18 protein-coding genes are annotated in these 24,832 nt (G+C 71.8%); 13 read left to right on the top strand and 5 right to left on the bottom strand.

The features are described 5' to 3' along the window. The first annotated feature begins 2,266 nt into the window (after positions 1–2,266). On the top strand, positions 2,267–3,367 hold the full coding sequence (locus tag BLT97_RS18055; RefSeq protein WP_176953809.1) for a hypothetical protein: 1,101 nt from the start codon (positions 2,267–2,269) through the stop codon (positions 3,365–3,367). A gap of 44 nt (positions 3,368–3,411) precedes the next feature. On the opposite strand, the gene BLT97_RS18050 is transcribed toward BLT97_RS18055, so the two are convergent. Beyond that, positions 3,412–3,945: a TerD family protein gene (locus BLT97_RS18050; protein WP_093611370.1), complete on the bottom strand. Its 534-nt coding sequence runs from the start codon at positions 3,943–3,945 to the stop codon at positions 3,412–3,414. 94 nt (positions 3,946–4,039) lie between these two features. Continuing rightward, on the bottom strand, positions 4,040–4,999 hold the full coding sequence (locus BLT97_RS18045) for a DUF1152 domain-containing protein (RefSeq protein ID WP_093611540.1): 960 nt from the start codon (positions 4,997–4,999) through the stop codon (positions 4,040–4,042). Between the two features lie 85 nt (positions 5,000–5,084). Here BLT97_RS18045 and BLT97_RS18040 point away from each other — a divergent pair, with 85 nt between their 5' ends. Continuing rightward, positions 5,085–5,690 (top strand): YdbC family protein, encoded by a 606-nt coding sequence (locus tag BLT97_RS18040; protein ID WP_093611538.1) that lies wholly within the window; start codon positions 5,085–5,087, stop codon positions 5,688–5,690. 56 nt (positions 5,691–5,746) lie between these two features. Here the strand turns inward: BLT97_RS18040 and BLT97_RS18035 are convergent, their stop codons facing one another. Beyond that, complete coding sequence (locus BLT97_RS18035; protein WP_093611368.1) at positions 5,747–6,412, bottom strand: TetR family transcriptional regulator; 666 nt, start codon at positions 6,410–6,412, stop codon at positions 5,747–5,749. Positions 6,413–6,518: 106 nt separating this feature from the next. Between BLT97_RS18035 and BLT97_RS18030 the strand changes: the two genes are divergently transcribed. From BLT97_RS18030 to BLT97_RS18005, 6 genes are all read left to right on the top strand, one after another. Beyond that, positions 6,519–8,024 carry a purine-cytosine permease family protein gene (locus BLT97_RS18030; RefSeq protein WP_093611366.1) on the top strand — a complete coding sequence of 502 codons (1,506 nt, stop codon included), beginning with the start codon at positions 6,519–6,521 and terminating at the stop codon, positions 8,022–8,024. Further along, a complete protein-coding gene (locus BLT97_RS18025; protein ID WP_093611364.1) occupies positions 8,003–9,637 on the top strand; it encodes an amidohydrolase in 1,635 nt (544 codons plus the stop codon). The genes BLT97_RS18030 and BLT97_RS18025 overlap by 22 nt, the downstream gene beginning before the upstream one ends. Positions 9,638–9,754: 117 nt before the next feature. After that, on the top strand, positions 9,755–10,882 hold the full coding sequence (locus BLT97_RS18020) for a C45 family autoproteolytic acyltransferase/hydrolase (protein WP_245769391.1): 1,128 nt from the start codon (positions 9,755–9,757) through the stop codon (positions 10,880–10,882). Positions 10,883–11,063: 181 nt separating this feature from the next. Next, the gene (locus BLT97_RS18015; RefSeq protein WP_093611362.1) at positions 11,064–11,738 is read left to right on the top strand and encodes a histidine phosphatase family protein; all 675 of its coding nucleotides are present in this window, start codon (positions 11,064–11,066) and stop codon (positions 11,736–11,738) included. Between the two features lie 90 nt (positions 11,739–11,828). Next, positions 11,829–12,752 (top strand): ADP-ribosylglycohydrolase family protein, encoded by a 924-nt coding sequence (locus tag BLT97_RS18010; protein WP_093611360.1) that lies wholly within the window; start codon positions 11,829–11,831, stop codon positions 12,750–12,752. Positions 12,753–13,067: 315 nt separating this feature from the next. Then, on the top strand, positions 13,068–14,999 hold the full coding sequence (locus BLT97_RS18005; protein ID WP_425442724.1) for a DUF4153 domain-containing protein: 1,932 nt from the start codon (positions 13,068–13,070) through the stop codon (positions 14,997–14,999). A 154-nt stretch (positions 15,000–15,153) separates the two neighbouring features. On the opposite strand, the gene BLT97_RS18000 is transcribed toward BLT97_RS18005, so the two are convergent. After that, complete coding sequence (locus tag BLT97_RS18000; RefSeq protein ID WP_425442723.1) at positions 15,154–16,725, bottom strand: MFS transporter; 1,572 nt, start codon at positions 16,723–16,725, stop codon at positions 15,154–15,156. A 306-nt stretch (positions 16,726–17,031) separates the two neighbouring features. Here BLT97_RS18000 and BLT97_RS17995 point away from each other — a divergent pair, with 306 nt between their 5' ends. From BLT97_RS17995 to BLT97_RS17985, 3 genes are all read left to right on the top strand, one after another. Then, positions 17,032–17,688, top strand: coding sequence for a TetR/AcrR family transcriptional regulator (locus tag BLT97_RS17995; protein WP_093611530.1), 657 nt, complete (start codon positions 17,032–17,034; stop codon positions 17,686–17,688). A 143-nt stretch (positions 17,689–17,831) separates the two neighbouring features. Further along, positions 17,832–18,536 carry a ribonuclease HII gene (locus BLT97_RS17990; protein ID WP_093611358.1) on the top strand — a complete coding sequence of 235 codons (705 nt, stop codon included), beginning with the start codon at positions 17,832–17,834 and terminating at the stop codon, positions 18,534–18,536. Positions 18,537–18,655: 119 nt separating this feature from the next. Next, the gene (locus BLT97_RS17985) at positions 18,656–19,276 is read left to right on the top strand and encodes a hypothetical protein (protein ID WP_093611356.1); all 621 of its coding nucleotides are present in this window, start codon (positions 18,656–18,658) and stop codon (positions 19,274–19,276) included. Positions 19,277–19,444: 168 nt separating this feature from the next. Here the strand turns inward: BLT97_RS17985 and BLT97_RS17980 are convergent, their stop codons facing one another. Further along, complete coding sequence (locus BLT97_RS17980) at positions 19,445–20,110, bottom strand: hypothetical protein (RefSeq protein ID WP_093611354.1); 666 nt, start codon at positions 20,108–20,110, stop codon at positions 19,445–19,447. A 286-nt stretch (positions 20,111–20,396) separates the two neighbouring features. Here BLT97_RS17980 and BLT97_RS17975 point away from each other — a divergent pair, with 286 nt between their 5' ends. Continuing rightward, positions 20,397–22,685: a RecQ family ATP-dependent DNA helicase gene (locus BLT97_RS17975; protein WP_093611352.1), complete on the top strand. Its 2,289-nt coding sequence runs from the start codon at positions 20,397–20,399 to the stop codon at positions 22,683–22,685. Between the two features lie 317 nt (positions 22,686–23,002). After that, positions 23,003–24,601 (top strand): DUF4192 domain-containing protein, encoded by a 1,599-nt coding sequence (locus BLT97_RS17970; protein WP_093611350.1) that lies wholly within the window; start codon positions 23,003–23,005, stop codon positions 24,599–24,601. Positions 24,602–24,832: the final 231 nt, after the last annotated feature.

The raw sequence follows: 24,832 nt of genomic DNA, 5'->3' as shown, positions 1-24,832 counted from the left end.
TCTTACGTGTCCGAGTTCGAGATCTCCTCGCGAGGCCGGATGGAACGCTAAGTGAACAGCTGCGCGGAGTTGTTGCCGCCCTCGACGGGGTACCGCACCCAGATCGAACCCTCCGCTGGCTACGTGGCAGTCGAGCAGCGGAATTGCTCATCTCGATTGCCCAGAACGAGGGTGAGGTTACTCACCACCTCCTGGATGGGATGACTCCCGGACCCGCGCTGAACTTCCTTCGCGGACTTCTAGTTCACGCCGGTGCTCTACCGGAGCGGGACGAGTACCTTGAGCGCATCGGCCCATGGCTCAATGGCGTCCTTGAAGATTGCCCGGTACATCACGTACGTCTCGTCCGCCCCTTCGTGCAGTGGCACGTCTTACTCCGGGCGCGGAGAAACTCGAATCGGCATGGCTTCACGGATGCTGCGGGCGCCGCGACGCGGTACCGAATCCGCGTGGCTCTCCGCTTCCTGCAGTGGCTAGACGAGCGATCTGTGCCGTTCGAAGAGTTGAGTCAGGCGGTTCTCGATGAGTGGCTGCATTCCAACGGTAGTCGGCGGTCCGTAAATGAAGTGCGACACTTCTTGGGGTGGGCAGCAAGTCGCAGGCTGGTTGGTCAGATAACTGTTCCGACGGTTCCGCAAAGGCAGCCCGAGAATTTTCTCCATGAAGCGGATTACGCTGACCAGTTACGCCGCTGTGTGAGCGATTCCGAGATCCCGATCGACGTTCGCGTCCTCGGATCACTTGTTCTGCTATTTGGTGTCCCGATCAAGAATGTTTTGAGCCTGTCGACCGAAGACGTGATGCGTAAGGTTGATGGAACTTACGTCAAACTCGGTGGGAAGCCGCTCCTCTTGCCGCCCCGGCTGGCGATCCTGTTGCATGGGCTGGCTGGTTCGGACCTACGTCGCGCATCGATTGGTCGAGCAGAAAGCGAGCGGTACCTGTTTCCTGGCATGGTCCCAGGACGTCCCGCCACAGCCACGTCCTATGTTCGGAGATTGAATAGCTACGGGGTGCGTATCAGGCCGGCTCGCAACTCCGCTCGATTGGCGTTGGCGACAGACCTGCCGGCGTCGGTGATCGCGGACCTATTTGGCATGCATATCGGAACGGCCGTGAGGTGGGTGCAGTACGCGAAGAGGGACTGGCTGGACTACGTAGCAGAACGTGCAGGTGCGAGGGACGGTAAGGCTAGCGCCCACGAGATAGTGGCACCGAATGAGTTGCCGCCTCAGGCGGGGTAGCCGATCTCTGATACGTCTTCAGCCAGGCGGAAAGCAGATGACAACGCCCGCCCCCCTGGTCGAACATCGTTCTGTGATCCCAGACCTGCAGAGCTTCGCCCTCCGTGTCGTTGTCCCCGACCAGGTGGTCCCCGGAAGCGCAGTGGAAGTACGCCCCCACATTGGAGGGCGGGACGTAGTGGCTGAGGTATTCGACGAAGGACCGGGCTCAGACCCCCACTACCTCCTCTTCCCTGGAGGACCGCTTCATGCCCACCCGTCTCCGCGCGAGGTTCGTTTGGCAGAGGCAACGTGCACTGAAGGGTGCTGTGGTGCCCTGTATGTCACGATCCGCCGTGATGGCGACCAGGTCATTTGGGGTCCATGGCGAAATCCCGATGAAGATGAGGTCGGTCTGCCGGAGTTCAGATTTGACGCTGGGCGCTACCAAGCAGAGGTTGAGCGCGCAACGCTGGACCGCTCCTGGGAATGGCCGGCCAGGACTGTCGCCCGTCTCCTCGAAGAACAGCTTCGGCAGTGCACTGCCTGGCTCGAGCGCTGGGAGTGTGAACTCGGCAGCGTGTCTGCCTGGCTCTGGGAGCCGGATCAGATCAATCTCTTCCTATTCCACCCGGGCCGAGATGCCGTCAAGGATGGCCGTCCGTGGCTCCAGTTTCAGCTGACCTTGGACGTTTCCGGGGACGAACCGGCGGTCCAGGCTGATGAGTTGGTGGCAGAGCTCACGGCGTTCGACCCGCGAGCGGTCGCTGATGTCTGCGGTGGTTCAAAGGAGTTTGCCCGTCAGCTCGGCTACCCCTGGCCGCCAGGGCGCAGGCCGTGAGCTCGGGGAATACAACGCTCCAGGAATAAGTGCCCTCCGCCAGTACGAGGCACCGCTGAGCGGTACTTGAGCAGTAAGTGACTGAAGGGGACCGGCTATGGGCCGGTCCCCTTCGGCATGTGCGGGGAAACTCCTTGCGGCAGCCCGGCCGCCCTGTCAGGCTGCCGGGCATGATCAAGAGAAACGAGCTCCTCTTCCGCCGGTGAGCGAGACGACCGGGAGGGAAGCTCCCGGAGCACGCGTCCCGCTGTACGAGCGCATCCTGGCCCTGCATCTGGAGGAGCCGGACGGACCGCTTCCGCGTCCCATGCGCCGCGCTCTCGAACGACGCCATCCCCGCCACCCGGAGCCGGAGGCCCCCGAGGCGGGCCACCGCAGGACCGGCGCGGATGTGGCCGTGCTGCTCGACGAGCACTTCGCCCGACCAGGGGCCCGCCCCGGCGACCTGCTGCACGCGTTGCACACGCGGTACCTCCCGATCCATCCCGACGAGCACATCCGCGCGGCGGCCGAGCGCGCCGACCCGGAGCTGGTGCGTGCCACGGCGCGGTGGCTGGTCCGGCGCGGGGGCGACCACTGCGCGCTCGCCGTCGGCCTCGCGCTCCTCGCCGTGGCGGGGACCGAGGACGACACCTCGCTGATCAGGACCTGCGGCCTGCTCTCCAGCTGGTACGGGGCCCTGGCGGCCCACGCGTTGGAGCGGCTGCCCGGCAGCGCCGAGCACCTGCTCTGGCTGGCGGAACGGGTCGAGGAGTGGGGCCATGTCTACGTGGTCGAAGCGCTCTGCGGCCTGGGCGAGGACCCGGTGGTCCGGCCGTGGCTGCTGCGCCGAGCCTGCCGCGGCGACGTACTCGACGGTTACATCGTCGGTCCCGTCGCCCGTGCCGCCCGTATCCACGAGGTGATCACCCGGCCGGACGCGGACGCCGAAGTCGTCGAGCACACAGGGCAGTTGCTCCAGACGATGACCGAGTGCGCCGGCATGGGCATGACCCTGAGCCACTATCCCCACGCCGAGACGGTGCTGGCCGCGCACCTGCGGCACCTGGAGCGCGCGCGGCCCGGTGCCCGGGCCTTCACCACCGTCGCCTGGCTGGTGAGAGGTCTCGCCGGAGCGCTGGACGCGGAGGCGGTACGGCCCGTGGAGCGCTGGCGGCCGTATGCGCAGGGGTATGCCGCGCTGCTCGACCGCGCGGACTGGTGCGAGGCGGCCAGGCAGGCGCGTATCGCCCAAGACCCGGAGATCACCTGGCTGTTGGAGAGGGAATGGGGGCGGCGGCTGCGGGCGTTCGCCAGCCTGTGAGGCGGCGAGGGGCCGACCGATGGCCGGCCCCTCGCCGCCTGCCCTCAGACCGCGGCCCCCATCGCCAGCGCGAACGCCGCCGGGTCGAGGTCGAACCCCTTGAAGGACGGGCGGAGTTGCCAGGTGTGGTTCCCGCCGTCGCGGGTGAACTCGGCGAGCACCGCGGAGGTGCAGCGCGGGATGGCGGCGAAGTCGAAATGGGCCAGGTCGGTGTGGCCCTCGCGCAGCCGGACCGCCGCATTGAGCGTCTCGCCGAACGTGAGGTCGCCCTGGGTCTGCTGGATGGCCACCCCCAGGACCACCCGGACATACGTCTCGCTGAGGCGGTCCAGCTCCAGGACCATCACCTCGTCGTAGCCGAAGCCCTGCCCGGTCTTGCTGTCGCGGTTGAGCGTGATGGTGCCGTCGGGGGAGCGGCTGCCGAAGTGGACCAGATAGGCGGGCTTCCCCTGCGGATCCGACGCGTCGTAGACCGCGGTCACCAGGTCGAGGTCGTGCTGCGGGCGGCCCGCCGGCGCCGGGTCCCACTTGAGGCCGGCCTCCACCTTGGTCAGGCCCTTGCTGAAACTGCTGCTCATGAGCGCTCCCCTGAAATATTCCGCTGGGGACACGCTACGACGTGCCGGTGACAACTGGCGCGCCGGTGAGCCCAGTTGGGCCGCCGGACCGTGCTCAGTGCGGAATCCTGCGGGGCGGCCGGGTCTGCGTGAGCTCGTCCCTGAAGCGGCCGATCTCGGAGTGCACCTGGCGCATGAGATGCGTGTGCTCGATGCGGTCCAAGTAGAGGCAGCGACGGGCCAGGCCTTCGAGTCCGAAGACGAAGCAGAGGGCCATCAGCGGGTTGATGAACAGCTCGCTGCCCCGCGTGCGTTCGGTGAAGTGCACATTGCCGAACACCCCTTGGACTGCGGCCGCGATCGAGCCGTTGACGATGCTGGGGTGGTCGGGGGTGTGGTCGTGGGCGTGCACGGCGGCGTCGACGAAGAGGGCGCCCTCCCGTGTCGTACGGGAAAGGGAGAACGCACCGTAATAGGCGCCGTCGCGCTCCAGGGCCGCGATGTTCTCCAGGACCAGGCCGTGGCTGACGCCGTGATACGCGTCCACGCCGAAGCCGACCGACACGACGAGGCGCTCGACCTCCGCGATGCCGGCGAGGGCGGCCACGCTGGTCATGTCCTCCTCGGGCGTGCCGAGTCCGGCCTCGTCGCCACGCATGAGGATGTCCGTACCGCCGTCGACGAGGACGACCGTGTCGATCCCGTACGCGTCGATGACCGCGCGGTACGCGGCGCGCAGGGGCTGGACTCCCGTGCGCTCGAAGGCATGCACCGTGCTGGGAAAGCCGTGCAGGTCGAGCCAGGAGGCCAGGGTGCGTTCGGGGAAGTACGTGTGGTGCGGGGCGGATTCCGGGGTCACGCGCACCACGTCGTCCGCGAGCCAGTCGTCCGCCGGCAGACCGGCGAGGGAGCTGAACGTCAGGTTGGCCAGGTGGACTTGGCGGCCCTGGGCGAGCAGCGACAGGGCGATCGGCAGGCCCGCGTAGATGTCGAACCCGCCGCCGGCGCCCGCGACCAGGATGCGCTCCGCGTTCTCCAGGCGGCCGAACAGCGGGTGATCATGCAGTGCGGTCATGGCGGTCATTGTGCGGGTGACTCCCGTGTGAGTGCTCCTTCGCGGAGAGTGACCCGTGCCACGCCGGGCGCCGTACTATGGCGCGGTGCTGGTCAAGTGGATGCGCTGCACCGTGACGGACCGCAGGGGGTTCGAGCAGGGGCAGCGGCGGTGGGCGGGGCTTCTGGGGGAGCCGGGGTTTCGGGGACAGGGCGGGGGATGGAGCACACGGCGGGGCGATGTCGTGCACCTCTTCGCGTTCTGGGAGAGCCGGTCGTTCTACGACTCGTTCATGGCCCGCTCCCATGACCGGCTCGCCTCCGCGCAGGCCGGCACGTACACAGACCTGCGCGTCAAGCTGTTCGACTACCGCTTCGACGTGAAGACCGGCTTCGAACCGCGGTTCACCGACGCGGACTTGGTGCGGATCGCGCACTGCCGGGTGCGCGAGGAGTCCATGGACCACTTCGCGCTCATGCAGCAGAAGGTGTGGAATCCGGCGATGGCCGGATCGCCCGGCATGGTGCGCGGGCTGTTCGCCGAGGCGCCGGGCAGCGAGGTCCTGGTCCTGTCGATGTGGCAGTCCGAGGCCGAGCACGGCAAGTACCGGGTGGAGCGGGTGGAGCGCCTCTCGCTGCGGGCGCAGACCGAGAAGGATCTGATCGGGCTCGACGGGGACATCGTCAAGCTGCTGCCGCAGTGGACGGTCTGAGGGCGCGCCCCTGCGTGGTCCGAGGTGGCCGGGTCGGGTGAGTAGGCGACCCAGAGTCACCCCACCCCGTTGGCCCGCGCCCGCTCCCTCAACGTGCCCGGCTCCAGGCCGAGTTGGAGCTCGGCCGTCTCGATGATCAGCTCCCCGAGTTCCACGTCCTCGGGCAGCGCCGCGCCGTCCTCGGCGTCGGTGTTGGCGTAGGAGCCCATGCCATCGATGGCGACGAGCAGGTGCACCGCCGCCCGCAGCGGACCCGCGGCGGTGGTGAAGCCGCCCTCCTCGATGAGGCCGGTCAGCGCCGTGCGCGTGACGGTCTCCTGCTCGGCCACCGCCCGGCGCAGCGGCTGCTTGAAACGGCTGAGGTGGCGTGCGTTGAGCCACAGCCGGCTGAGGTCGATGTGCTCGCCGCCCGTCAGGCGTACGACGAAGAGCGCGATGCGGTCGACCGGGGCGAGGGTCTTCTCGTCCTCCGGCAGCAGCGCCGCGCGCTCCTGCGCCGCCGCGTACGCGAAGGCCTCGGCGACGAGGTCGTCCGCCGCCGGGAAGTAGTGGCCGATCAGGCCCGGACGCACGCCGAGCTCGTCGGCGACCCGGCGCAGCGTCACCAGCTCCAGGCCGAAGGCCAGGGCGATGTGCGCTGCCGTGCGGACGATTTCCAGGCGCCGCTCCTGCGGAGGCTTGCGGATCCGCTTCGGCCGTTCCGCCGGGGGTCTTGACGTCATACCGCGAACCCTATTGGATGAGCGCTCAACAGCTATTGGGTGTGCGACCAATAAAGGTCGGTGTGCCGCCGCAGAGCTGGACCTGCCGTACTCCCGAGAGGCCGAGATGACCAGAGAGCACCACGAACGTGCAGGTCAGCCCGAGAAGCGGGGCATCGACCTGGTCGCCGACGAGGAGCGCACCGGGCGCCCGCGGCAGCTCTTCGCCGTCTGGGCCGCCCCGAACGTGAGCTATCTCAGCTTCGCCGTGGGCGCCACGCTGATCCTCATGGGCCTGTCCCTGCCGCAGGCGACCGGCGTGATCCTCGCCGGGAACCTGCTGTGGATCGTCACCGGAGTCGTGGCGGCGAGCGGCCCGGCGGCCGGGACCAGCGGTTCGGTGATCTCGCGTGCGTTCTACGGGGTGATCGGCAACAAACTGGTCCTGATCGTGACCGGCTGGCTGATCGCCTCCGCGTATCTCGCCCTGAACTGGTCCGCGGCCTCGGTCGCCGGCATCGGCCTGACCCGGCAGTGGGGGATACCCGGCTCCGCCGCCGTGGACGCCGTCGTCATCTGCCTGATCGCGGCCGTCACGCTGCTCGTCGCGATCTACGGGTACGCCACCATCGTCCGCCTCTACGCCGCGCTCAGCGTGCTGCTCACCCTGGTCTTCGTGGTGGTCACGGGGTACGTGCTCGGCGCGGTGGACTGGTCGTACGCCCCCGAGGCCCCGCTGCACGGCACCGCGCTCGCCGCCGCACTCGGCGCCGGGTTCACCCTCATCGGGTCCACCGCCCTCTCGTACAGCAACAGCCCCGACCTCGCCCGCTATCTGCCGCGCACCAGCTCGCTCCCCGCCATCGCGGGCTGGACGGCCTTCGGCGCGTACCTGCCGAGCGTGGTCTTCACCTCCGTGGGCGCCCTCGCCGCCACCACCCTCGACATGGCCGACCCGCAGGCGGCCCTGGAGTCGGTGCTGCCCGGCTGGTTCATCCCGGTCTTCGTGATCGCCGTCGTCCTCAACACCGTGGCGAACAACGGCATGACGGCCTACAGCGCGAGTCTGTCCATCCAGTCGGTGGGGGTGCGCCTCGCCCGTATCCCGGCCGTCCTGGTGATCGGCGCCATCGGCACCGCGATGACGCTCTACGCGATCCTCGTCTTCGACTTCTTGACCAGCGTCAACACCATGCTCCAGCTGGTGGTCGCCCTCACGGGACCGGCGATGGCGATCGCGGTCACGGACCTCGCCCTGCGCCGCAACCGCTACCGCGGGGAACTGCTGCTCCGGCAGGAGCGCGGCGGCCCGTACTGGTATCGCGGCGGTCTGCACTGGGCCGGTCTGCTCGCACTTCTCGCGGGCTGCCTCGCCTCGGTGATGTGGGTCGGCACGACCTTCTGGACCGGGCCGCTCGCGATGGCCATGGGCGGGGTCGACCTGGCGATTCCGGCGGGGATGGGGGTCGCCGCGCTCGTCTACTGGGGCGTCGCCCGGGCCCTCGGGAGCATTCCCCGGGCGGGGGACGGGGGTTCCGCGTCCGAAGGCTCACCGGATGACCGTCCGCACCACAGCACCTCGCACGACAGCAACGGGAAAGGCAGCAACCTGTGTACGCCGACGTCATCCTGACGGCCGCCCGCATCGAGCCCCTCACCGAGCCGTGCGGCGGCGGGAGTTCCGGGTCGCCGGCCGCCGACGCGCTCGCGATCAGCGCCGGGCGGATCACCCGGGTCGGCACCGCCGAGGAGCTCGCGGACCTGCGCGGTCCCGCCACCGAGGTGCACGAGTTCCCCGGCGCCACCGTGCTGCCCGGCCTCGTCGACGTGCACACGCACCCGGTCTGGGGGGCCGTCGAGACCGGACGCAGTGTCGATCTGTCGACCGCGTACACCGTCGAGGCCGTGCTCGACCGGCTCGCCGAAGCCGTGGACCGTACGCCGGCGGACGGCTGGGTCACCGGCATCGACCTGGACCTCGCGGTCTTCGACGAGCTCGGCGGCGAGCCGAGCGGTGCGTTCCTCGGCGAGCGTTTCCCCGGCCGTCCGGTCTCGCTGATGACCAAGGACGCGCACGCGCTGGTGATCAGCCCGCGGGCCGTCGAACGCGCGGGCCTGACCGGCGCGGAGACCTTCTCCGACGCCTCGTGCGTGGTCGTCGGATCCGACGGCCGGCCCACCGGGTACATCCTCGAACTCCAGGCGATGGACCGGGTGTTCGCGCACTACCCGGAGGTGCCCCTGGCCACCGCGGCGCGCTATGTACGCGAGCAGTTGGAGCGCTTCGCCCGCAGCGGGCTCACCGGAGTGCACGCCCTCGACTTCACCGAACCCTCGGAGGACGTGTACCGCCTCATCGAGGAAGAGGGCGACCTGCCCGTACGGGTGCGCTGCTCCCCGCTCGTACCCGCCGACTCCACCCCCGACGTGTGGCAGCGCATCGCCGACCAGCAGCAGTTGCGGGGGCGGCGCTGGCACGTCGAGGGAGCCAAGTTCATGCTCGACGGGACCGCGGACAACGGCACCGCGTGGTTCGACCGCCCCGACTGCCACGGCGAGAACCGCGAACCGCTCTGGCGCGACCTCGACGCCTACCGCGCGGCCGTCCGCTTCTTCACCGCACGCGGCATCCCCACCGCCACGCACGCGATCGGGGACCAGGCGGTACGGCATGCGCTCGACGTCCTGGAGGAGGCGGGCCCGGCGGGCCGCGCCCCGCACCGGATCGAGCATCTGGAGTCCCTGCCGGACGATCTCGTCGGGCGGTTCGCGCGGCTCGGTGTGGTGGCGAGCCTGCAGCCCGTGCACGGCACGCGGCACACCCGCGCCGACGGCACCGACACCTGGTCGCGCCGCATCGGACCGGACCGCGCGGCACGCGGCTGGCGCACCCGCGATCTGCTGGCGGCCGGTGCCGTCGTGGCGCTCGGCTCGGACTGGCCGATCGGACCGGGGGACCCGCGGACCGGGCTGGCCGACTGCCAGTTGCGCCGGCCCGTGGAGGAGCCGGACACCGCTCCCGTACAGCCGGAACAGGCGCTCACCGCGCGTGCCGCGTACACCGGGATGACGTGGGCGGCGGCCGAGGCCGCGGGCGCGCGGCACGAACTCGGCCGCATCGCGCCCGGTTACCTCGCGGACCTCACCGTGTTCGCGGCCGATCCGCTCGCCCTCGACCCCGAGGCGCAGGCCGGCAACGCCGTGCTCGCGACGGTGGTCGGCGGGTGTGTGCGGTCGTACGTCTGAGGCAGGCCGTGCCCGCCCCCTTGCCGACGCCCCCCCGTGCCGGCCGGTACCCCTTTGTCGCCGCCCCAGTGCCGACGCCCTTCTTTCCGACCCGACACCCCGCCCGAGGAAGTTCCGATGGAAGCCCCGATGACCGTCATCCCGCGTCCGGCCCACCGTCTCCACATCGCCCTGCACGAGTCCGACCCGCACGCGCGGGGCGTGGCCCGGGGTGAGCAGTTGAGGGCGGGCATCCCTGCCGCGCTCGACGTGTACGCCCGTCTCTTCGCGCTCGGCGGGATCACTTGGGAGGGCATCCGGCAGGACGCCGAGCGCGCCCTCGACGTCATCGGGGCCTTCCGCCCCGAGGCGCGCGCGGAGATCGCCGGCATCGCGCACGGGGCCGGCGTGGAGGAGTGGCAGCTCGGGGCGCTCAACGCCCGGACCGAGATCCTCGCCCGCTCCACGGCCGTGCCGCCCGGCGAGTGCTCGACGCTCGTCCGCCGCACCCCGGGCGCCGCCTTCGGCGCACAGACCTGGGACTGGCACGTCGAACTGTCCGCGTACTGGCACACGCTGGAGTCCCCGGGGACCCACCACGCGTTCGCGGGCCTCACCGAGCACGGCATCCTCGCCAAGATCGGCATCAACAGCGCGGGACTCGCCCTGCACTTCAACATTCTCGGCCACATACGCGACGGCATCGGCGGCGTGCCCATGCACGTGCTGGCCGCCGTCGTCCTGTCCGAGGCGGGCAGCGTCGCCGAGGCCGTCGAGCTCGTGCGCTCCGCGCCGCTCGCCTCCTCCGGCTCCTTCGCGCTGTTCGACGCCGCCGGGGACGCGGTGCTCCTGGACATCAGCCCGGCCGGCGTCCACGAGATCGGGCCCGACGGTCAGGGCATGCTGCTGCGCACGAACCACTTCCTCACCCCGTCCCTCACGTCCGGCGAGAAGACCTGGCTCTACCAGCCCGACTCGGAGCAGCGGCGCGCCTTCCTCGCGGCGCGGTGCGAGCGGGCCGGCCGCATGCCCGGCCAACTGCCCGCCGACACCGACGCATTGGCGTCCCTTCTCGTCACCGGCGAGGGCGAACCGCCCGTCACGTGTGTGCCCGACCTGTCCCTGCCGCTGGGGCAGCGGTGGGCGAGCCTGGCCACGGTCACCCTGGACCCGGCGACGCGCACGGCGCGCGTCCTGGACGGCACTCCCGCCGACATCGGCGCGGTGCGGTGGCGCACGCTGACGGCGGAACCGGCCGCCCGCTGACAGCCGGGCCAGCCGCCCGCTGTCCGTCGGTCCCGTCGCCCGCTGACCGCGTGCGTGGTCGTCCACTGACCGTCCGCGCGGTCGTCCGTCGGTCATCCGCGCGTCTGCCCGGAGGCTCATCCGACCGTCCGGCAGGCGTGCTGATCGCGCGGTTGTCAGTGCGGCGATCTAGGGTTTCGGCATGGCACGACCTCGGCGCATCGTTCTCGTCCGGCACGGCGAATCGGAGGGCAATGCCGACGACACGGTGTACGAGCGCGAGCCCGACCATGCGCTGATGCTCACCGAGCGGGGGTGGCGGCAGGCCGAGGAGACGGGGGAGCGGCTGCGCGAGCTGTTCGGCGAGGAGCGCGTGAGCGTGTACGTCTCGCCGTACCGCCGTACGCACGAGACCTTCGCCGCCTTCGGCCTCGACCCCGCGCGCGTCCGGGTGCGCGAGGAGCCGCGGCTGCGCGAACAGGACTGGGGGAACTGGCAGGACAGGGACGACGTCAGGCTGCAGAAGGCATACCGCGACGCGTACGGACACTTCTTCTACCGGTTCGCGCAGGGCGAGTCCGGGGCGGATGTGTACGACCGGGTGGGCGCCTTCCTGGAGAGCCTCTACCGCAGCTTCGAGGACCCGGAGCACCCGCCGAACGTGCTGCTGGTGACGCACGGGCTGACCATGCGGCTGTTCTGCATGCGCTGGTTCCACTGGTCGGTCGCCGAGTTCGAGGCGCTGTGCAATCCGGGCAACGCGGAGATGCGGATCCTGACGCTGGGGGAGGACGGGAAGTACAGCCTGGACCGGCCGTTCGAGCGGTGGCGCGAGCCGGAGTCGTACGACCGGGGGCGGCCGCGCCGGTGCCCGTGAGCTGGGGTGGCCGGAGGGGTGAGCCGGGCCCCATTTGTGCTCGCCAATTTATTCGAGGCGTATGACCGGATTCGTTAGAGTGGGGGCGCGATGATCGCTGAATCCTCCTCACTTGCCGCGGAGTCCGCCGCCCCCCGCCTCGCCCGCGCGCTCGCCAGCCTGCGGGGCCTGACCGTGGGAGACGCCCTCGGTTCGCAGTACTTCGTGCCCGACAACTATCCGCTGCTCAAGCACCGCGAGGTCCCCGCAGGACCCTGGCAGTGGACCGACGACACCGAGATGGCCTGCTCCGTCGTGGCCGTCCTGGCCGCGCACCAGCGCATCGACCAGGACGCGCTCGCGCAGTCCTTCGCCCACCACCACGACTTCGACCGCGGCTACGGGCCCGCGGTGAACCGCATGCTGCGCCTGATCCGCGAGGGCGGCGACTGGCGCGAGCTCGCCTCCGGCCTGTTCCAGGGACAGGGGTCCTGGGGCAACGGAGCGGCGATGCGGATCGCCCCGCTCGGCGCCTGGTACGCCGACGACCCCGAGCAGGCCACGCACCAGGCCGAGATCTCCTCGTACACCACGCATCAGCACCGCGAAGCGGTCGTCGGCGCGATGGCCGTGGCCGCGGCCGCCGCCCTCGTGGCCGGGGCGAAGGAGCCGCTGACCGGCGAGGCGCTGCTCGACGGAGTGATCGCCCTGGTGCCCCGCAGCGCGGTCGGGGCCGGGCTGCGGCGGGCCCGCGACATGCTCGACTACAGCGACGCGAGCACCGTCGCCGCGGTGCTCGGCAGCGGCCGGCGCACCTCGGCGCACGACACGGTGCCGTTCGCGCTGTGGTCGGCGGCCCGTGGGCTCGGCGACTTCGCGACGACGTTCTGGACCACGGCCCAGGTCGGCGGCGATGTGGACACCACCTGCGCCATCGCGGGCGGCGTCGTGGCGGCCGCGCCGGCGGGTGCGCCGCCGGCGGACTGGGACGGGCAGACGGAGGGCTGGCCGGACTGGATGCCGACGGCTGTCTGAGGCGGCCGGGTGAGGTGGCCAGGCGTGGCGGCCGCTTCGCGGCTGAGCGGGCGACAAGTCGACAGACCGACCTCGCGTCCGGCCCCCGGCGAGTGGCTTCCGCGGCCGTCTGTCACGGTCCTGCCACAGAGCCCCCGCATCTGGCGTCCGGCAGGCAGACGTGTGCTGCCCTGGGGCTACTCTGACGGCCCACACCGCCCGATGATCTTCGGCTTCGCGCCGGACTCCTGAGCTCGTGATGCTCGACGGGCGGGTGCCGACGAGACACCGGTCCAGGGCCTCACGTCAGGTCAAGACCGGTCGGGAGGGGGTCCCGTGTCCGATACACCGTCCACGTCCGAAGCGCCCGAGCCGGAGCCTGATCCGGAGCCGGGGAAGCAGGGAGAGCCGGGGAAGCAGGGGAAGAAGGAGCCTGAGCCGCACGCGGCAGGCCGGCCGACCGCCGCCGAGCAGGGCACACCAGGCCGGCCGCAAGAGCCGCCCCGCCCCGCAGCACACGGCGCCGATGACGTCGTACGGGAAGAGGCCCGCGCCGGCGGGACCGGCGGGACCGGCGGGAGCGAACCGCAGGATGCCGTGCCGCCGCCGCGCACGATCGCCGAGGCCGCCACCGCCTGGGGCCACCCCGCACCGTCGCGCGCCGGCGCGACTGCGGGCACCGCCACGGCGACCCGCGGCGCCACCGCGCACCGCACCGGGCCGCGCGCCGGCTCGTCCGCCCGCGTACACCCGAACCACTGGGCCACGCACGAACGTCCGCCCTCGGTCTTCGACGGCATCACCGCCCCCGACCCCGCCCCCGTCCGCACCGCGACCCTCGTCGCCGCGCTCGCCGCCGGAGTCCTGAGCGCCCTGCTGCTGGCCGACGGCGTGGGCGTGAACCTGCTGATCGTCGCCGTACCGCTAGCCCTCGCCGCGTACTTCGCCGCGCAGGCCGCGGGCCGGCTGCCCCGCGGATGGACGCTGGCGTGGGCGGCCGGGGGCGTGGCGCTGCTCGCCGTACCGGCGTTGCGCGACGCGGGCTGGCCCTCGTTCCTGGCCATGGCCGCCGCCTTCGGCCTCGGCTCGCTCGCGCTGCACGGCGCGCGCCGCTGGCCGGGCGTGCTGCTCAACCCGTTCGGCCTCGTCGGCGCCGTCGGGCCCGGCACCGTCTGGGCCTGGCGCGGCATCCGGGCGCGGGCCGGCGGTTCGCGCGGGTCGCTCGCGCCGATCGTGCGCGCGGTCGCCGTGGCGGCCGTGCTCCTGCTCGTGTTCGGCGGGCTGTTCGCCGCCGCCGACTCGACGTTCGCCGACCTGCTCGGCAGCCTCATTCCCGATGCGGAGATGGCGGACGGGCCGCTGCGCTTCCTGTTCTTCCTGCTCGGTGTGCTCGGCGCCGTCGCGGCCGCCTACACCGCGGCCGCCCCGCTGCGCTGGGACAAGATCGAGGTCAGGCCGGGACGCGCCCGCGGCCGGGTGGAATGGGCCCTTCCGCTGGTCGTGCTCACTCTGCTCTTCGCCGTCTTCAACGCCATCCAGCTCACCGTCCTGTTCGGCGGGTACGAAGCCGCGCTCAAGGACGGCCTGACCTACTCCGAGTACGCGCGGCAGGGTTTCTGGCAGCTCCTGTTCGCCACCCTGCTCACGCTCGGCGTGATCGCCCTGGCGCTGCGCTGGGCGCCGCGCGAGGGGCCGCGCGACCGTGCGCTGGTGCGGGCCGTGCTCGGGACGCTGTGCGTCATGACGCTGATCGTCGTGGCGTCCGCGCTGCGCCGGATGCAGATGTACGTGGACGCGTACGGCATGACGCGGCTGCGGATCTCGGTCACGGCCATGGAGCTGTGGCTCGGCCTGGTGATCGTCCTGATCATGGCCGCGGGCGTGTGGGGCGCCCGCTGGCTGCCGCGCGCCGTCGTGGCGAGCGCGGCCGGAGGAGTTCTGGTCTTCGGCCTGCTGTCGCCGGACGGCATGGTCGCCGAGCAGAACGTCCAGCGCTACCTCGACACCAGGCACCTGGACCTCGACTACGCCTCAGGGCTCTCCGCCGACGCGGTCCCCGCGCTCGACCGACTGCCCGAGCCCGTGCGCAGTTGTGTGCTCGCGCCCCTGGCGGACGCGCTGGGCGAGGACAAGGCGCCCTGGTACGCGACGAGTTACGGGGAGGCGAAGGCCCGCTCGACCCTCGAGGAGCGGCCGCCGCGCGAGGACGTGGACTGCTCCGACCTGGACGTGATCGACACGGGCGGTACGGACCGCCTGGGGTACTAGGGGTACTAGATCACTAGGGGTACTGAGCGGTGCAGCTGCTGTATTGAACGGCGCACCTGCCGTGCTGAACGGTGCGTACGAGGCCGGGGTGCCCTTGTCGACAAGGGCACCCCGGCCTCGTACGAGAAGAAGCCCTGCGGCCTCGACGGTTGCGTCAGTGGGCCATGGGTGTGCCCGTGCCGCTCAGGGCCTCCAGGTCGCTCTTGCGGACCCTGATCACCACGATCGCCGTGATCAGCGCGAGCACCGCCATGGCGACCGCCGGGATGAATCCGGTGGCGATGCCCTCCGCGAGGATCTCCTTGGCCCAGGGCGAATCCTTGGGCAGCTCACCGGTCTTGGCGAAGGCGGCCTGCTGCTCGGGGGTCGCGTGGGCCATGAAGTCGGCCATCTGCTCCTTGCCCTCCTCGCGGCTCGCCGTGCCGAAGACGGTGGTGAGGATCGCGAGGCCGAGGGAACCGCCCACCTGCTGCGTGGCGTTGAGCAGACCGGAGGCCGCGCCCGCCTCGTGCTGGGCGACACCGGAGACGGCGGTCAGGGTGAGGGTGACGAAGTTGAGCCCCATGCCGAAGCCGAAGAGCAGCATCGGGCCGAGGACCCCGCCGAGATACGAGCTGTCGGTGTCGATCAGCGTCAGCCAGCCGAGGCCCACGATCACGAAGGACGAACCCACGACCATGAAGGGCTTCGGGCCCAACTTGGGGAGCAGCGCCTGCGACAGACCGGCGCCGAACACGATGGCCACCGTCACGGGCAGGAACTTCAGACCGGCCTCGATGGGGGTGTCCCCGAGCACGTTCTGCACGAAGAGCACGATGTAGAAGAACATGCCGAACATCGCCGCCGCGAGGCTGAGCATGATCACGTACGTGCCCGAGCGGTTGCGGTCGCGGAACATCTTCAGCGGTGTGATCGGGTCCTTGGCCTTCGTCTCGATGAAGATGAAGAGCGCGAGCAGGACCACGGCGGCGCCGAACGAGGCGATGGTCAGGCCGTCCTTCCAGCCGTCGCCGGCCGCGCGGATGAAGCCGTAGACGAGCGCGGCCATGCCGAGGGTCGAGGTGATCGCGCCGGCGATGTCGAAGCGGCCGGGGTGGCGCTCCGACTCCTGGATGTACTTCGGCGTGAGCACCGCGATCAGGACACCGATCGGCACGTTGACGAACAGCACCCAGCGCCAGTCCAGCCACTCGGTGAGCATGCCGCCGGCGAGCAGGCCGACCGCGCCACCGCCTGCGGAGACCGCGGCGAAGACGCCGAACGCCTTGTTGCGCTCGGGGCCTTCGGGGAACGTGCTCGTGATCAGCGCGAGCGAGGTGGGCGAGGCGATCGCGCCGCCGACGCCCTGCAGGGCACGGGCCGCGAGCAGCTGCCAGGGCTCCTGGGCGAAGCCGCCGAGCAGGGAGGCGAGCGTGAACAGCACGATGCCGCACATGAACACCCGGCGGCGGCCGAGGATGTCGCCCGCGCGCCCGCCGAGCAGCAGCAGACCGCCGAAGGTGAGGGTGTAGGCGCTGACGACCCAGGTCAGGTCGGTGGTCGAGAACTTCAGCGCGTCCTGGATGTGGGGGAGCGCGATGTTCACGATGGTGGCATCGAGGACGACCATCAGCTGGCAGGCCGCGATGATGAAGAGGGCGATCCCGGCGTGGGGTGACTTGGCGGTGGGAGCGCCGGGGCCCGGATCCGGTTCCGCGACGCGTAGGTCCTCGTGTGGCTGTGTCACTGATGCTCCCGTGGGCTTCTTAGTGAACGGCACCGTTCACTAGGGCGACCCTAGCGATCCCGACTTCTTGAACACAAGGAAATTCTTGGGGAGTTGAGGCAAAGCGCAGGCAATGGCGGTCGGTGCCGGGCGAGTAGTTGAACGCGGCGCGGATTGGTGACGTTCGGCCCGTCGCGGCCCGGGCGCTCGCCTGCGATGCTGGAGAGACCCCCGCTGTACCGGAAGTGGAGATTCCCCCTCGGTGCGCCCCCACGCGCCGACTCCGCTCCCCGGTGCGACGCGACCGGTCTCAACGGAGAGATGAACATGGCTACTTCGCGCTGGACGGCCGCTCCCGCCCAGTCCTCCGTCCCCGCCCCGGCCTCGCTGCGCACCCAGGTGGTGGCCCCGCGCCGCCGTGGTGCCGTACTCGAGCGCGCCATCCTGGACGCCGCGCTCGAACAGCTCAGCACGGTCGGCTGGAACGGCCTCACGATGGAGGGCGTCGCCGCCGGCGCCCAGACCGGCAAGGCCGCTGTGTACCGGCGCTGGCCCTCGAAGGAGGACCTGGTCGCCGACGCGCTGGAGGCGGGCATGCCCCCGATGTCGCAGGCGCCCGACACGGGCAGCGTCCGCGAGGACCTGCTCACGCTGTGCCTGACGATGCGCGACGCGATGTACTCGCGCCCCGGCCACGCCCTTCGCGCGGTCCTTCACGAATGCGACGGCACAGTGGCCGAGCGCTTCCAGTCGGTGATCTTCGGGCGCGTGGTGCAGCCCGCCATCGATGCCATAAGGGAGGTCCTCAGTCGAGGTGTGGGCAGGGGAGAGGTGCGCCGAGGGGCCGTCAACGATCATGTCTGCGAGGCCGTTCCGGCGATGATGATGTACCGCGCCAAGGTGTACGGCAGCGAATGGCCGCCCGCCGAGATCGCCCGGATGATCGACGAACTGATGGTTCCGCTGGTGCGCCGCGAGGCGTGAGCGGGGCGGTCCTGGGTGGGTGACGGTTGTGGTCCCGGGCGGGTGAGGGCTGCGGTCCCGGGTGGGTGACGGTTGAGGTCTCGTCCGGGAGGGCGGGGCGGGGCTGTCGCCCCGGGCCCTGGCAGGCGTACGCTGGCACCGCCATGCCGTACGAAGCACCCACCCACACCGTAGAGCGCTCGATCCGGGCGAAGACCGGCGCGAAGATCATCGCCGGGATCGATGAGGTAGGACGCGGTGCCTGGGCGGGTCCCGTCACGGTCTGCGCCGCGATCACCGGACTGCGCCGCCCGCCCGAGGGCCTCACCGACTCCAAGCTGCTCACCGTCAAGCGCCGCGGCGAACTCGCCGAGGAGCTCAGCGGCTGGGTCACCGCCCACGCGCTCGGCCACTCCTCACCGCAGGAGATCGACGACCTGGGCATGACGGCCGCGCTGCGGCTGGCCGCCGTCCGGGCGCTCGACGCTCTTCCGGTACGGCCCGACGCGGTGATCCTCGACGGCAAGCACGACTACCTCGGTGCGCCCTGGCAGGTCCGCACGGTCATCAAGGGCGACCAGTCCTGTGTGGCCGTGGCCGCCGCGTCCGTGCTCGCCAAGGTGGAACGCGACGCGCTGATGGCCGAACTGGGCGCGGCCTGCGCCGAGTTCGGCTTCGAGGCGAACGCGGGCTATCCCTCGCCGGTGCACAAGGCGGCCCTGGAGGAGCAGGGGCCGACCGAGCACCACCGCCTGTCGTGGTCGTATCTCGACGCGCTGCCCAAGTGGCGGCACCTCAAGAAACACCGGGTCCCCGTGCTCGGCGTCCCCGTACAGGAAATCGAGGGGCAACTCGGGTTCGATTTCTGACACCATGCCGCTCGCCCGTGCGATCGCCGCGTCGGCCGGTTTGACCGGTTGCCTCGCTGGTCGCACTTATGTGCCACCCGCCGTTACGGTTCGTACCGGCGTTTGATAGACATCCAGTCATGCCTCTCCTTCCCGAGGAGCCTCAGATTCACGAGAGTGTCCAGGGTCCCCGCGCTACGTCGGCCGCCGGCCGCACCGCGCCGACCCCTCGTCCCGTACCCGGTCCGCGTCCCGCGGCCGCCCCGCGCCCCGGACGTCCGGGCCCCGGCCCCGCCCGGCCCGCCCCGCCCGCGCAGCGCACCCCGCGCGAGCCGGCCAAGCCCGCCCCCGCGCCGGCCGCCGCCGCTTCGGCGCCGCAGATCCAGCTGATCCCGGCCTCTGTCGAGGGTGCTCTCGACGCGGCCGAGGAGGCGGTGGACCTGCTGCTCGACTCGGGCCGCGCGCCCGGCGACGTGCTGGTTCTGACCACCGGTGAGCAGCACCCGTGGGCCGCCCACGAGTTGAGCTTCGGCGACGCCGCCTACTGGGCCCAGCACGATGCGGGCGACGACGTGTTCTACGCCGCGTCCGCCGACGCCGGCCGCGCCGCGGTCCGCCCCGTCGTGGTCGTCGCGCTCAACGGCGGCACCGACGAGCAGGCAGCCACGGCACTGCCGCTGGCGCTGAGCCGCGCGGGCACGCTGCTGATCGTGTGCGGCGACCCGCAGCGGATCAACTCGGCGCTGGGCGCCGGGGTCTGAGCCGGATCCGGGCTTCAGACCCGGACACCGGCCCGCTCGCTGCTCCCGGCTGCTGCGGACTTCGGTCCCGGTGCTGGTTCCGTGATCTCCCCGCGAAGTGAAGGGCCCACCCCTGAGGGTGGGCCCGGCAATCCGGTGGGGACAGGGCGCGAAGCGGGGCGGCTTCGGTCAGAGTGAAGCCGCCCGGCGCAGGAACTCCACGCCGCCATGGCCGTTGGCCGTGTACGCGGTCTCGGCGCCGTTGGCCGAGTGGGGCCCGTGTCCGCCGTTGACCACGGAGTTCACGGCGCTCGCCCGGCCGGCGTTCGGCTGACGGCCCCCGCGGCCCTCGCCGAGCACCTGCCAGCCGCAGGCCGTCAGCGTGATGTACGCGCCGCAGCGCAGCCCGTGCAGGGTGCAGGCGTCGCGCAGCCCCCACATCCAGGCGCCGTCCTCCTCGGTCCAGCCCTCGCCGCCGTCCCGGCAGTAGAGGAGCACCGCGGTGTGCACCGGCGTACGGCGGCGCAGGTCGTGCGGGATCACGCGGCGCAGCTGGGCCAGGAGCGCGTTGCGGAACACCCAGCCGTCGACCGGCGTGGAGCGGCGGGCGAACGATGCGCTCGCCCTGACCCGTTCCTCCTGGTCGAGCACGGCGACCACGGCGGTCTCACGGGTGGGCCGGTGCCGTTCGTACAAGCCTCGAACGACATCGCGCGGATCGCGCAGCAGCGGGATGCCCGCGGCGGCCCACTCGGCGGGCTCGAGCAGCCGCCCCAAGGGGCTTGACGCGTCGGCGGGCGGTGACACTGACGCGAGTCTCGTCGGATCGGTGGACGGAGCGAATCCGAAGGTCACGGTCCTCCCTTCGGCTGTGCACCCGCAAGGGCGGGCGACGTCGGACGTGCGGGAGCGCACCGCGGCACAGCACTGCCGGATACAAAGGAGCCGTGCGGGAGCGCTCCAATTCTCGCCGCCCCATCGGCCGCTAGGCAACGAGCAATTGACGATGCTGACCGAAATCAGCGGGTCCGCCGTCAATATCCCTTCCCCTCTCGGCGCACCCCGATGCCCCCGCCGACGCTTACCGCAGGTAAGGCGGATGAGGTGGCCGATTGTCAGTGGTGTCCGGTTGCATGGAGGGATGCACGACGAAGAGCGCGACCCGACCGAAGCGGCCCCGACGTCCGCCGCCCCGCCCGCCGGCTCCCCGGACGAGGGTGAACGGGCGTCCCAGGGCCCGGCGTCCCAGGACTCGGCCTCCCAGGACTCAGCCTCCCAGGACCCGGAGAGTCTGCGCGCCGAGGCCGACGCCGTCCTCGCCGAACTCGTCGGCGACCGCGGCAGATCCGCCCGCCTGCGCGAGGACCAGTGGCAGGCGGTGGCGGCCCTGGTCAGGGACCGGCGCCGGGCCCTCGTCGTGCAGCGCACCGGCTGGGGCAAGTCCGCCGTCTACTTCGTCGCCACCGCACTTCTGCGGCGGCGCGGCGCAGGTCCGACGGTGATCATCTCGCCGCTGCTCGCCCTGATGCGCAACCAGGTGGAGGCCGCGGCCCGCGCGGGCATCCGCGCCCACACGATCAACTCCGCCAATCCGGAGGAGTGGGAGGCCATCTACGGCGAGGTGGAGCGCGGCGAGACCGACGTCCTCCTCGTCAGTCCGGAGCGGCTCAATGCGGTGGACTTCCGCGAGCAGGTCCTGCCCCGCCTGGCCGCCACCACGGGCCTGCTCGTGGTCGACGAGGCGCACTGCATCTCCGACTGGGGCCACGACTTCCGCCCCGACTACCGCCGGCTGCGCGCGATGCTCACCGAACTGCCCGCGGGCGTACCGGTCCTGGCCACGACCGCCACGGCCAACGCGCGCGTGACGGCCGATGTGGCCGAGCAGTTGGGCACGGGCGGCGGCGAGGCCCTCGTGCTGCGCGGACCGCTCGACCGCGAGAGCCTGCGCCTGGGGGTGGTCCGGCTGCCGGACGCCGCGCACCGCCTGGCCTGGCTGGCCGAGCACCTCGACGAGCTGCCGGGTTCCGGCATCGTCTACTGCCTCACCGTCGCCGCCGCCGAGGAGGCCACGGCCTTCCTGCGGGCCCGCGGCTTCGCGGTCTCCTCGTACACCGGCCGTACGGAGAACGCGGACCGGCTCCAGGCCGAGGACGACCTCCTGAAGAACCGCGTCAAGGCCCTCGTCGCCACCTCGGCGCTCGGCATGGGCTTCGACAAGCCGGACCTGGGCTTCGTGGTGCACCTCGGCTCGCCCTCCTCGCCCATCGCGTACTACCAGCAGGTCGGCCGCGCGGGCCGCGGCGTCGACCACGCCGACGTGCTGCTGCTGCCCGGCAAGGAGGACGAGGCGATCTGGCGCTACTTCGCCGATACGGCCTTTCCGCCCGAGGAGCAGGTGCGGCAGACGCTGGGCGCACTCGCCGCGGCGGGCCGCCCCCTGTCCGTGCCCGCCCTGGAAGCCGTCGTCGACCTGCGGCGCACCCGGCTCGAGACGATGCTCAAGGTGCTCGACGTGGACGGTGCCGTGCGGCGCGTGAAGGGCGGCTGGACCGCCACGGGCGCCGACTGGATGTACGACGCGGAGCGGTACGCGTGGGTCGCGAAGCAGCGCGCGGCCGAGCAGCAGGCGATGCGGGACTACGTGACCACGTCGATGTGCCGCATGGAGTTCCTGCGCCGCCAGCTCGACGACGAGGGCGCGGCCTCCTGCGGGCGGTGCGACAACTGCGCGGGGCCGTGGGTGGATTCGGCCGTCTCCGGGGACGCGCTCGCGGGCGCGGCCAAGGAACTGGACCGTCCGGGCGTGGAGGTCGAGCCGCGCAAGATGTGGCCCACGGGCATGGCGGCGCTCGGCGTCGATCTCAAGGGCCGGATTCCCGCAGGGGAGCAGTGCTCCACCGGGCGCGCCCTGGGCCGGCTCTCCGACATCGGCTGGGGCAACCGGCTGCGCCCGCTCCTCTCCGAGCAGGCCGCCGACGGACCGGTGCCGGACGATGTGCTGCGCGCCGCCGTCGCCGTGCTCGCCGACTGGGCGCGCTCGCCCGGAGGTTGGGCCCCCGGCGTCGCGGACGCCGTCGCCCGCCCGGTCGGCATCGTCGCCGTGCCGTCCCTGAGCCGCCCGCAGCTGGTCGGCTCGCTCGCCGAGGGCCTCGCGACGATCGGGCGGCTGCCGCTGCTCGGCACGCTCACGTACACCCGCGGCGAGAACGTCGTACGGCGCAGCAACTCGGCACAGCGCCTCAAGGCGCTCACCGACGCCTTCACGGTGGGCAACGAACTCGCGGCCGCGCTCGCACAGGCCGAAGGCCCCGTGCTGCTCGTGGACGACTACACGGACTCCGGCTGGACGCTCGCCGTCGCGGCGCGCCTGTTGCGGCGTGCGGGGAGCGGGGACGTGTTGCCGTTGGTGTTGGCGACGGCGGGGTGAGGGGGGCTCTGCTGCGGTCGTGACGGGGGGGCGGTCGTGTCCGTGGTCGTGACGGGGGCGGTCGTGTCTGTGGTCGTGACGGGAGGCGGTCGTGTCCGCGGCCGCAGCGGGCCCCGTGGCCGTGTGGGGTGCCGTCGTCTCGTGGTCGTGACGCGATGCCGCGCGCCGGAGTCGTGACGCACCGTCGCGCGCCGAAGTCGTGACGGCAGGCCATCGGGCCGCAGTCGGCCGGCGCTCGGCTCGGCAATTGACATGCTCCTAACCGGAGTTATCCACAGGGAAAACCGGAATCGGTTGATCCGGTGCACTCTCGTCGCATGACGCAACGCAACGAATCAGCTGCAGCCGGTCACATTCCGATGCCCTCCGTCACTCTGCGCAGCCCGGACGAACTGGCAGATGCCCTCCCGTACTTCATGGGTTTCCACCCCTCCGACAGCCTGGTCCTCGTGGCCCTCCAGGGGGACCGCGGACTCTTCGCGGGCCGGGTGCGGCTCGGCATCCCCGAAGCGGAGGAGGACTGGGAGTTCATCGGGCGCGAGCTGCCCCGCTGCCTCGTCCAGGAGGTGGAGCGGCGCACGGGCGGTACGCCGCCCGACGGGGTCGTGGCATATCTGTGCCGCGAACCCGGCCCGGGCGACAGCGGACGCCAGGTCATGGAAGGCCTGCGCCCGCTGGCCGACGCCCTGCTGGCCTCCTGCCGCGACCTGGGGCTGCGCGTCCTGGAAGCGCTCTGCCTCTCCGGCGGCCGCTTCTGGTCCTACGTGTGCACGGGAGCCGGAGAGGCCTGCTGCCCGCCGGACGGACGGCCCATGCTGATGCCCGGCACCTCGGTCATGGCGGCGTCGGCCACCTTCGCGGGGATCCAAGTCCGGGGCACACAGCAGGAGATGGAGGCGCGCCTGACCCCTCCGGCGGGCGCTTCGGCCGCCGCCCAGGAGGAGGCGATCGACGACGCCGTGGCCGAGGCCCTGCCCCGGCTCCTGGACGAGGAGCGGAGGCTGGGCCTCGCGGCCGACACCCTCGTGACCATCGGCGACCTTGTCGCGCGCCTGCGGGAGAACCCGCCGCCGGCGGCGCGCGCACGGAGCGCGGACGAGTGGGACGACCGCCTGCTCACGGACGCCGAGGCGGCCCGCGTCCTCGTCGGCCTTCAGGACCTCCAGACCCGCGACCGGGCCACGCTCTGGATGGAGGGCTCGCAGGCCGCCGCGGCCCTCCGCCTCTGGCGCGCCCTGGCCCGGCGCTGTGCCGGGGTCTACAGGCCGTACGGCGGTGCGGTCCGCACCCTGGCGGGCTGGGCCGCCTGGTCACTGGGGGATGTGACGGAGGCGCGGCTCTCCCTGGAGATGGCGCTGACCGTCGACCCGGACTGCGTCCTGGCCGAGATGCTCTACCAGGCGGCGGGGTCCGGCATGGCGCTGGAGCGGATGCGGGAAGCGCTGCGCAGCGGCGTCGCGGAGTATCCGGCCCTGCGGCTTCCGGCGCGTGTGTGGCCGCCGGTGGACGTGCCCGACGGCGGCACGGACGCGGTGCAGGGGGAGTTGTTCGCGTTGCGGGACGTCGGGGAGGGCGTGGGGGCCGGACCGGCGGCCGAGGGCGAGCGCAGGGCTGAGTCGGCGGTCGACCGGTCTGAACCGGGTGAGCCGGCGCCCGGCGCGGCCCAGCCAGGAGAGGAGGCGGTGGGGCCGGTCACCGACGCGGCGAGCGGGAGCAGCCCTTCAGCGGTGAGCGGTCGGGGTACGGGTGCGTGGGCCGTCGGGCGGCCCGGACCGCGAGGTGGTCGGCCGACGGGCCGGGCGGGCGATGACGGCCGGCCGAAGCCCCGGCCCGCGAAGGCCGTCCCGCGCCAGCGCAGGCGGTCGCCCGGGGAGGCCCCCGAGGTGGGGGAGCGCGGGGCAGGAGGCGAAGCGTGACCGGCGGGTTCGCGACGGTACGGCTGCGCGGGGCGGGCCTGCCGCAGCCCCTCGCGTCCCCCGTCCCGTGCTCCGCCAGGCGCCACCCGGGTGCCCCGGCGCCCCGGATCGGCTCCGTTACCGGGCGGACCGGCCGTGACCCGGGCCGCCGCGGGCCCGTTCACCTGAGTGGCGGGGGTCGTTCGTCCGCCGGCGTCCCCTCGGCCGCGGGTCAACGGCCTTGCCGGGCAC

This window comes from Streptomyces indicus, from assembly GCF_900100315.1.
In the GTDB taxonomy this organism is placed as follows: domain Bacteria; phylum Actinomycetota; class Actinomycetes; order Streptomycetales; family Streptomycetaceae; genus Streptomyces; species Streptomyces indicus.
The sequence above is the reverse complement of the archived record's forward strand: the minus strand, read 5'-3'. Positions and strand labels throughout refer to the sequence as shown.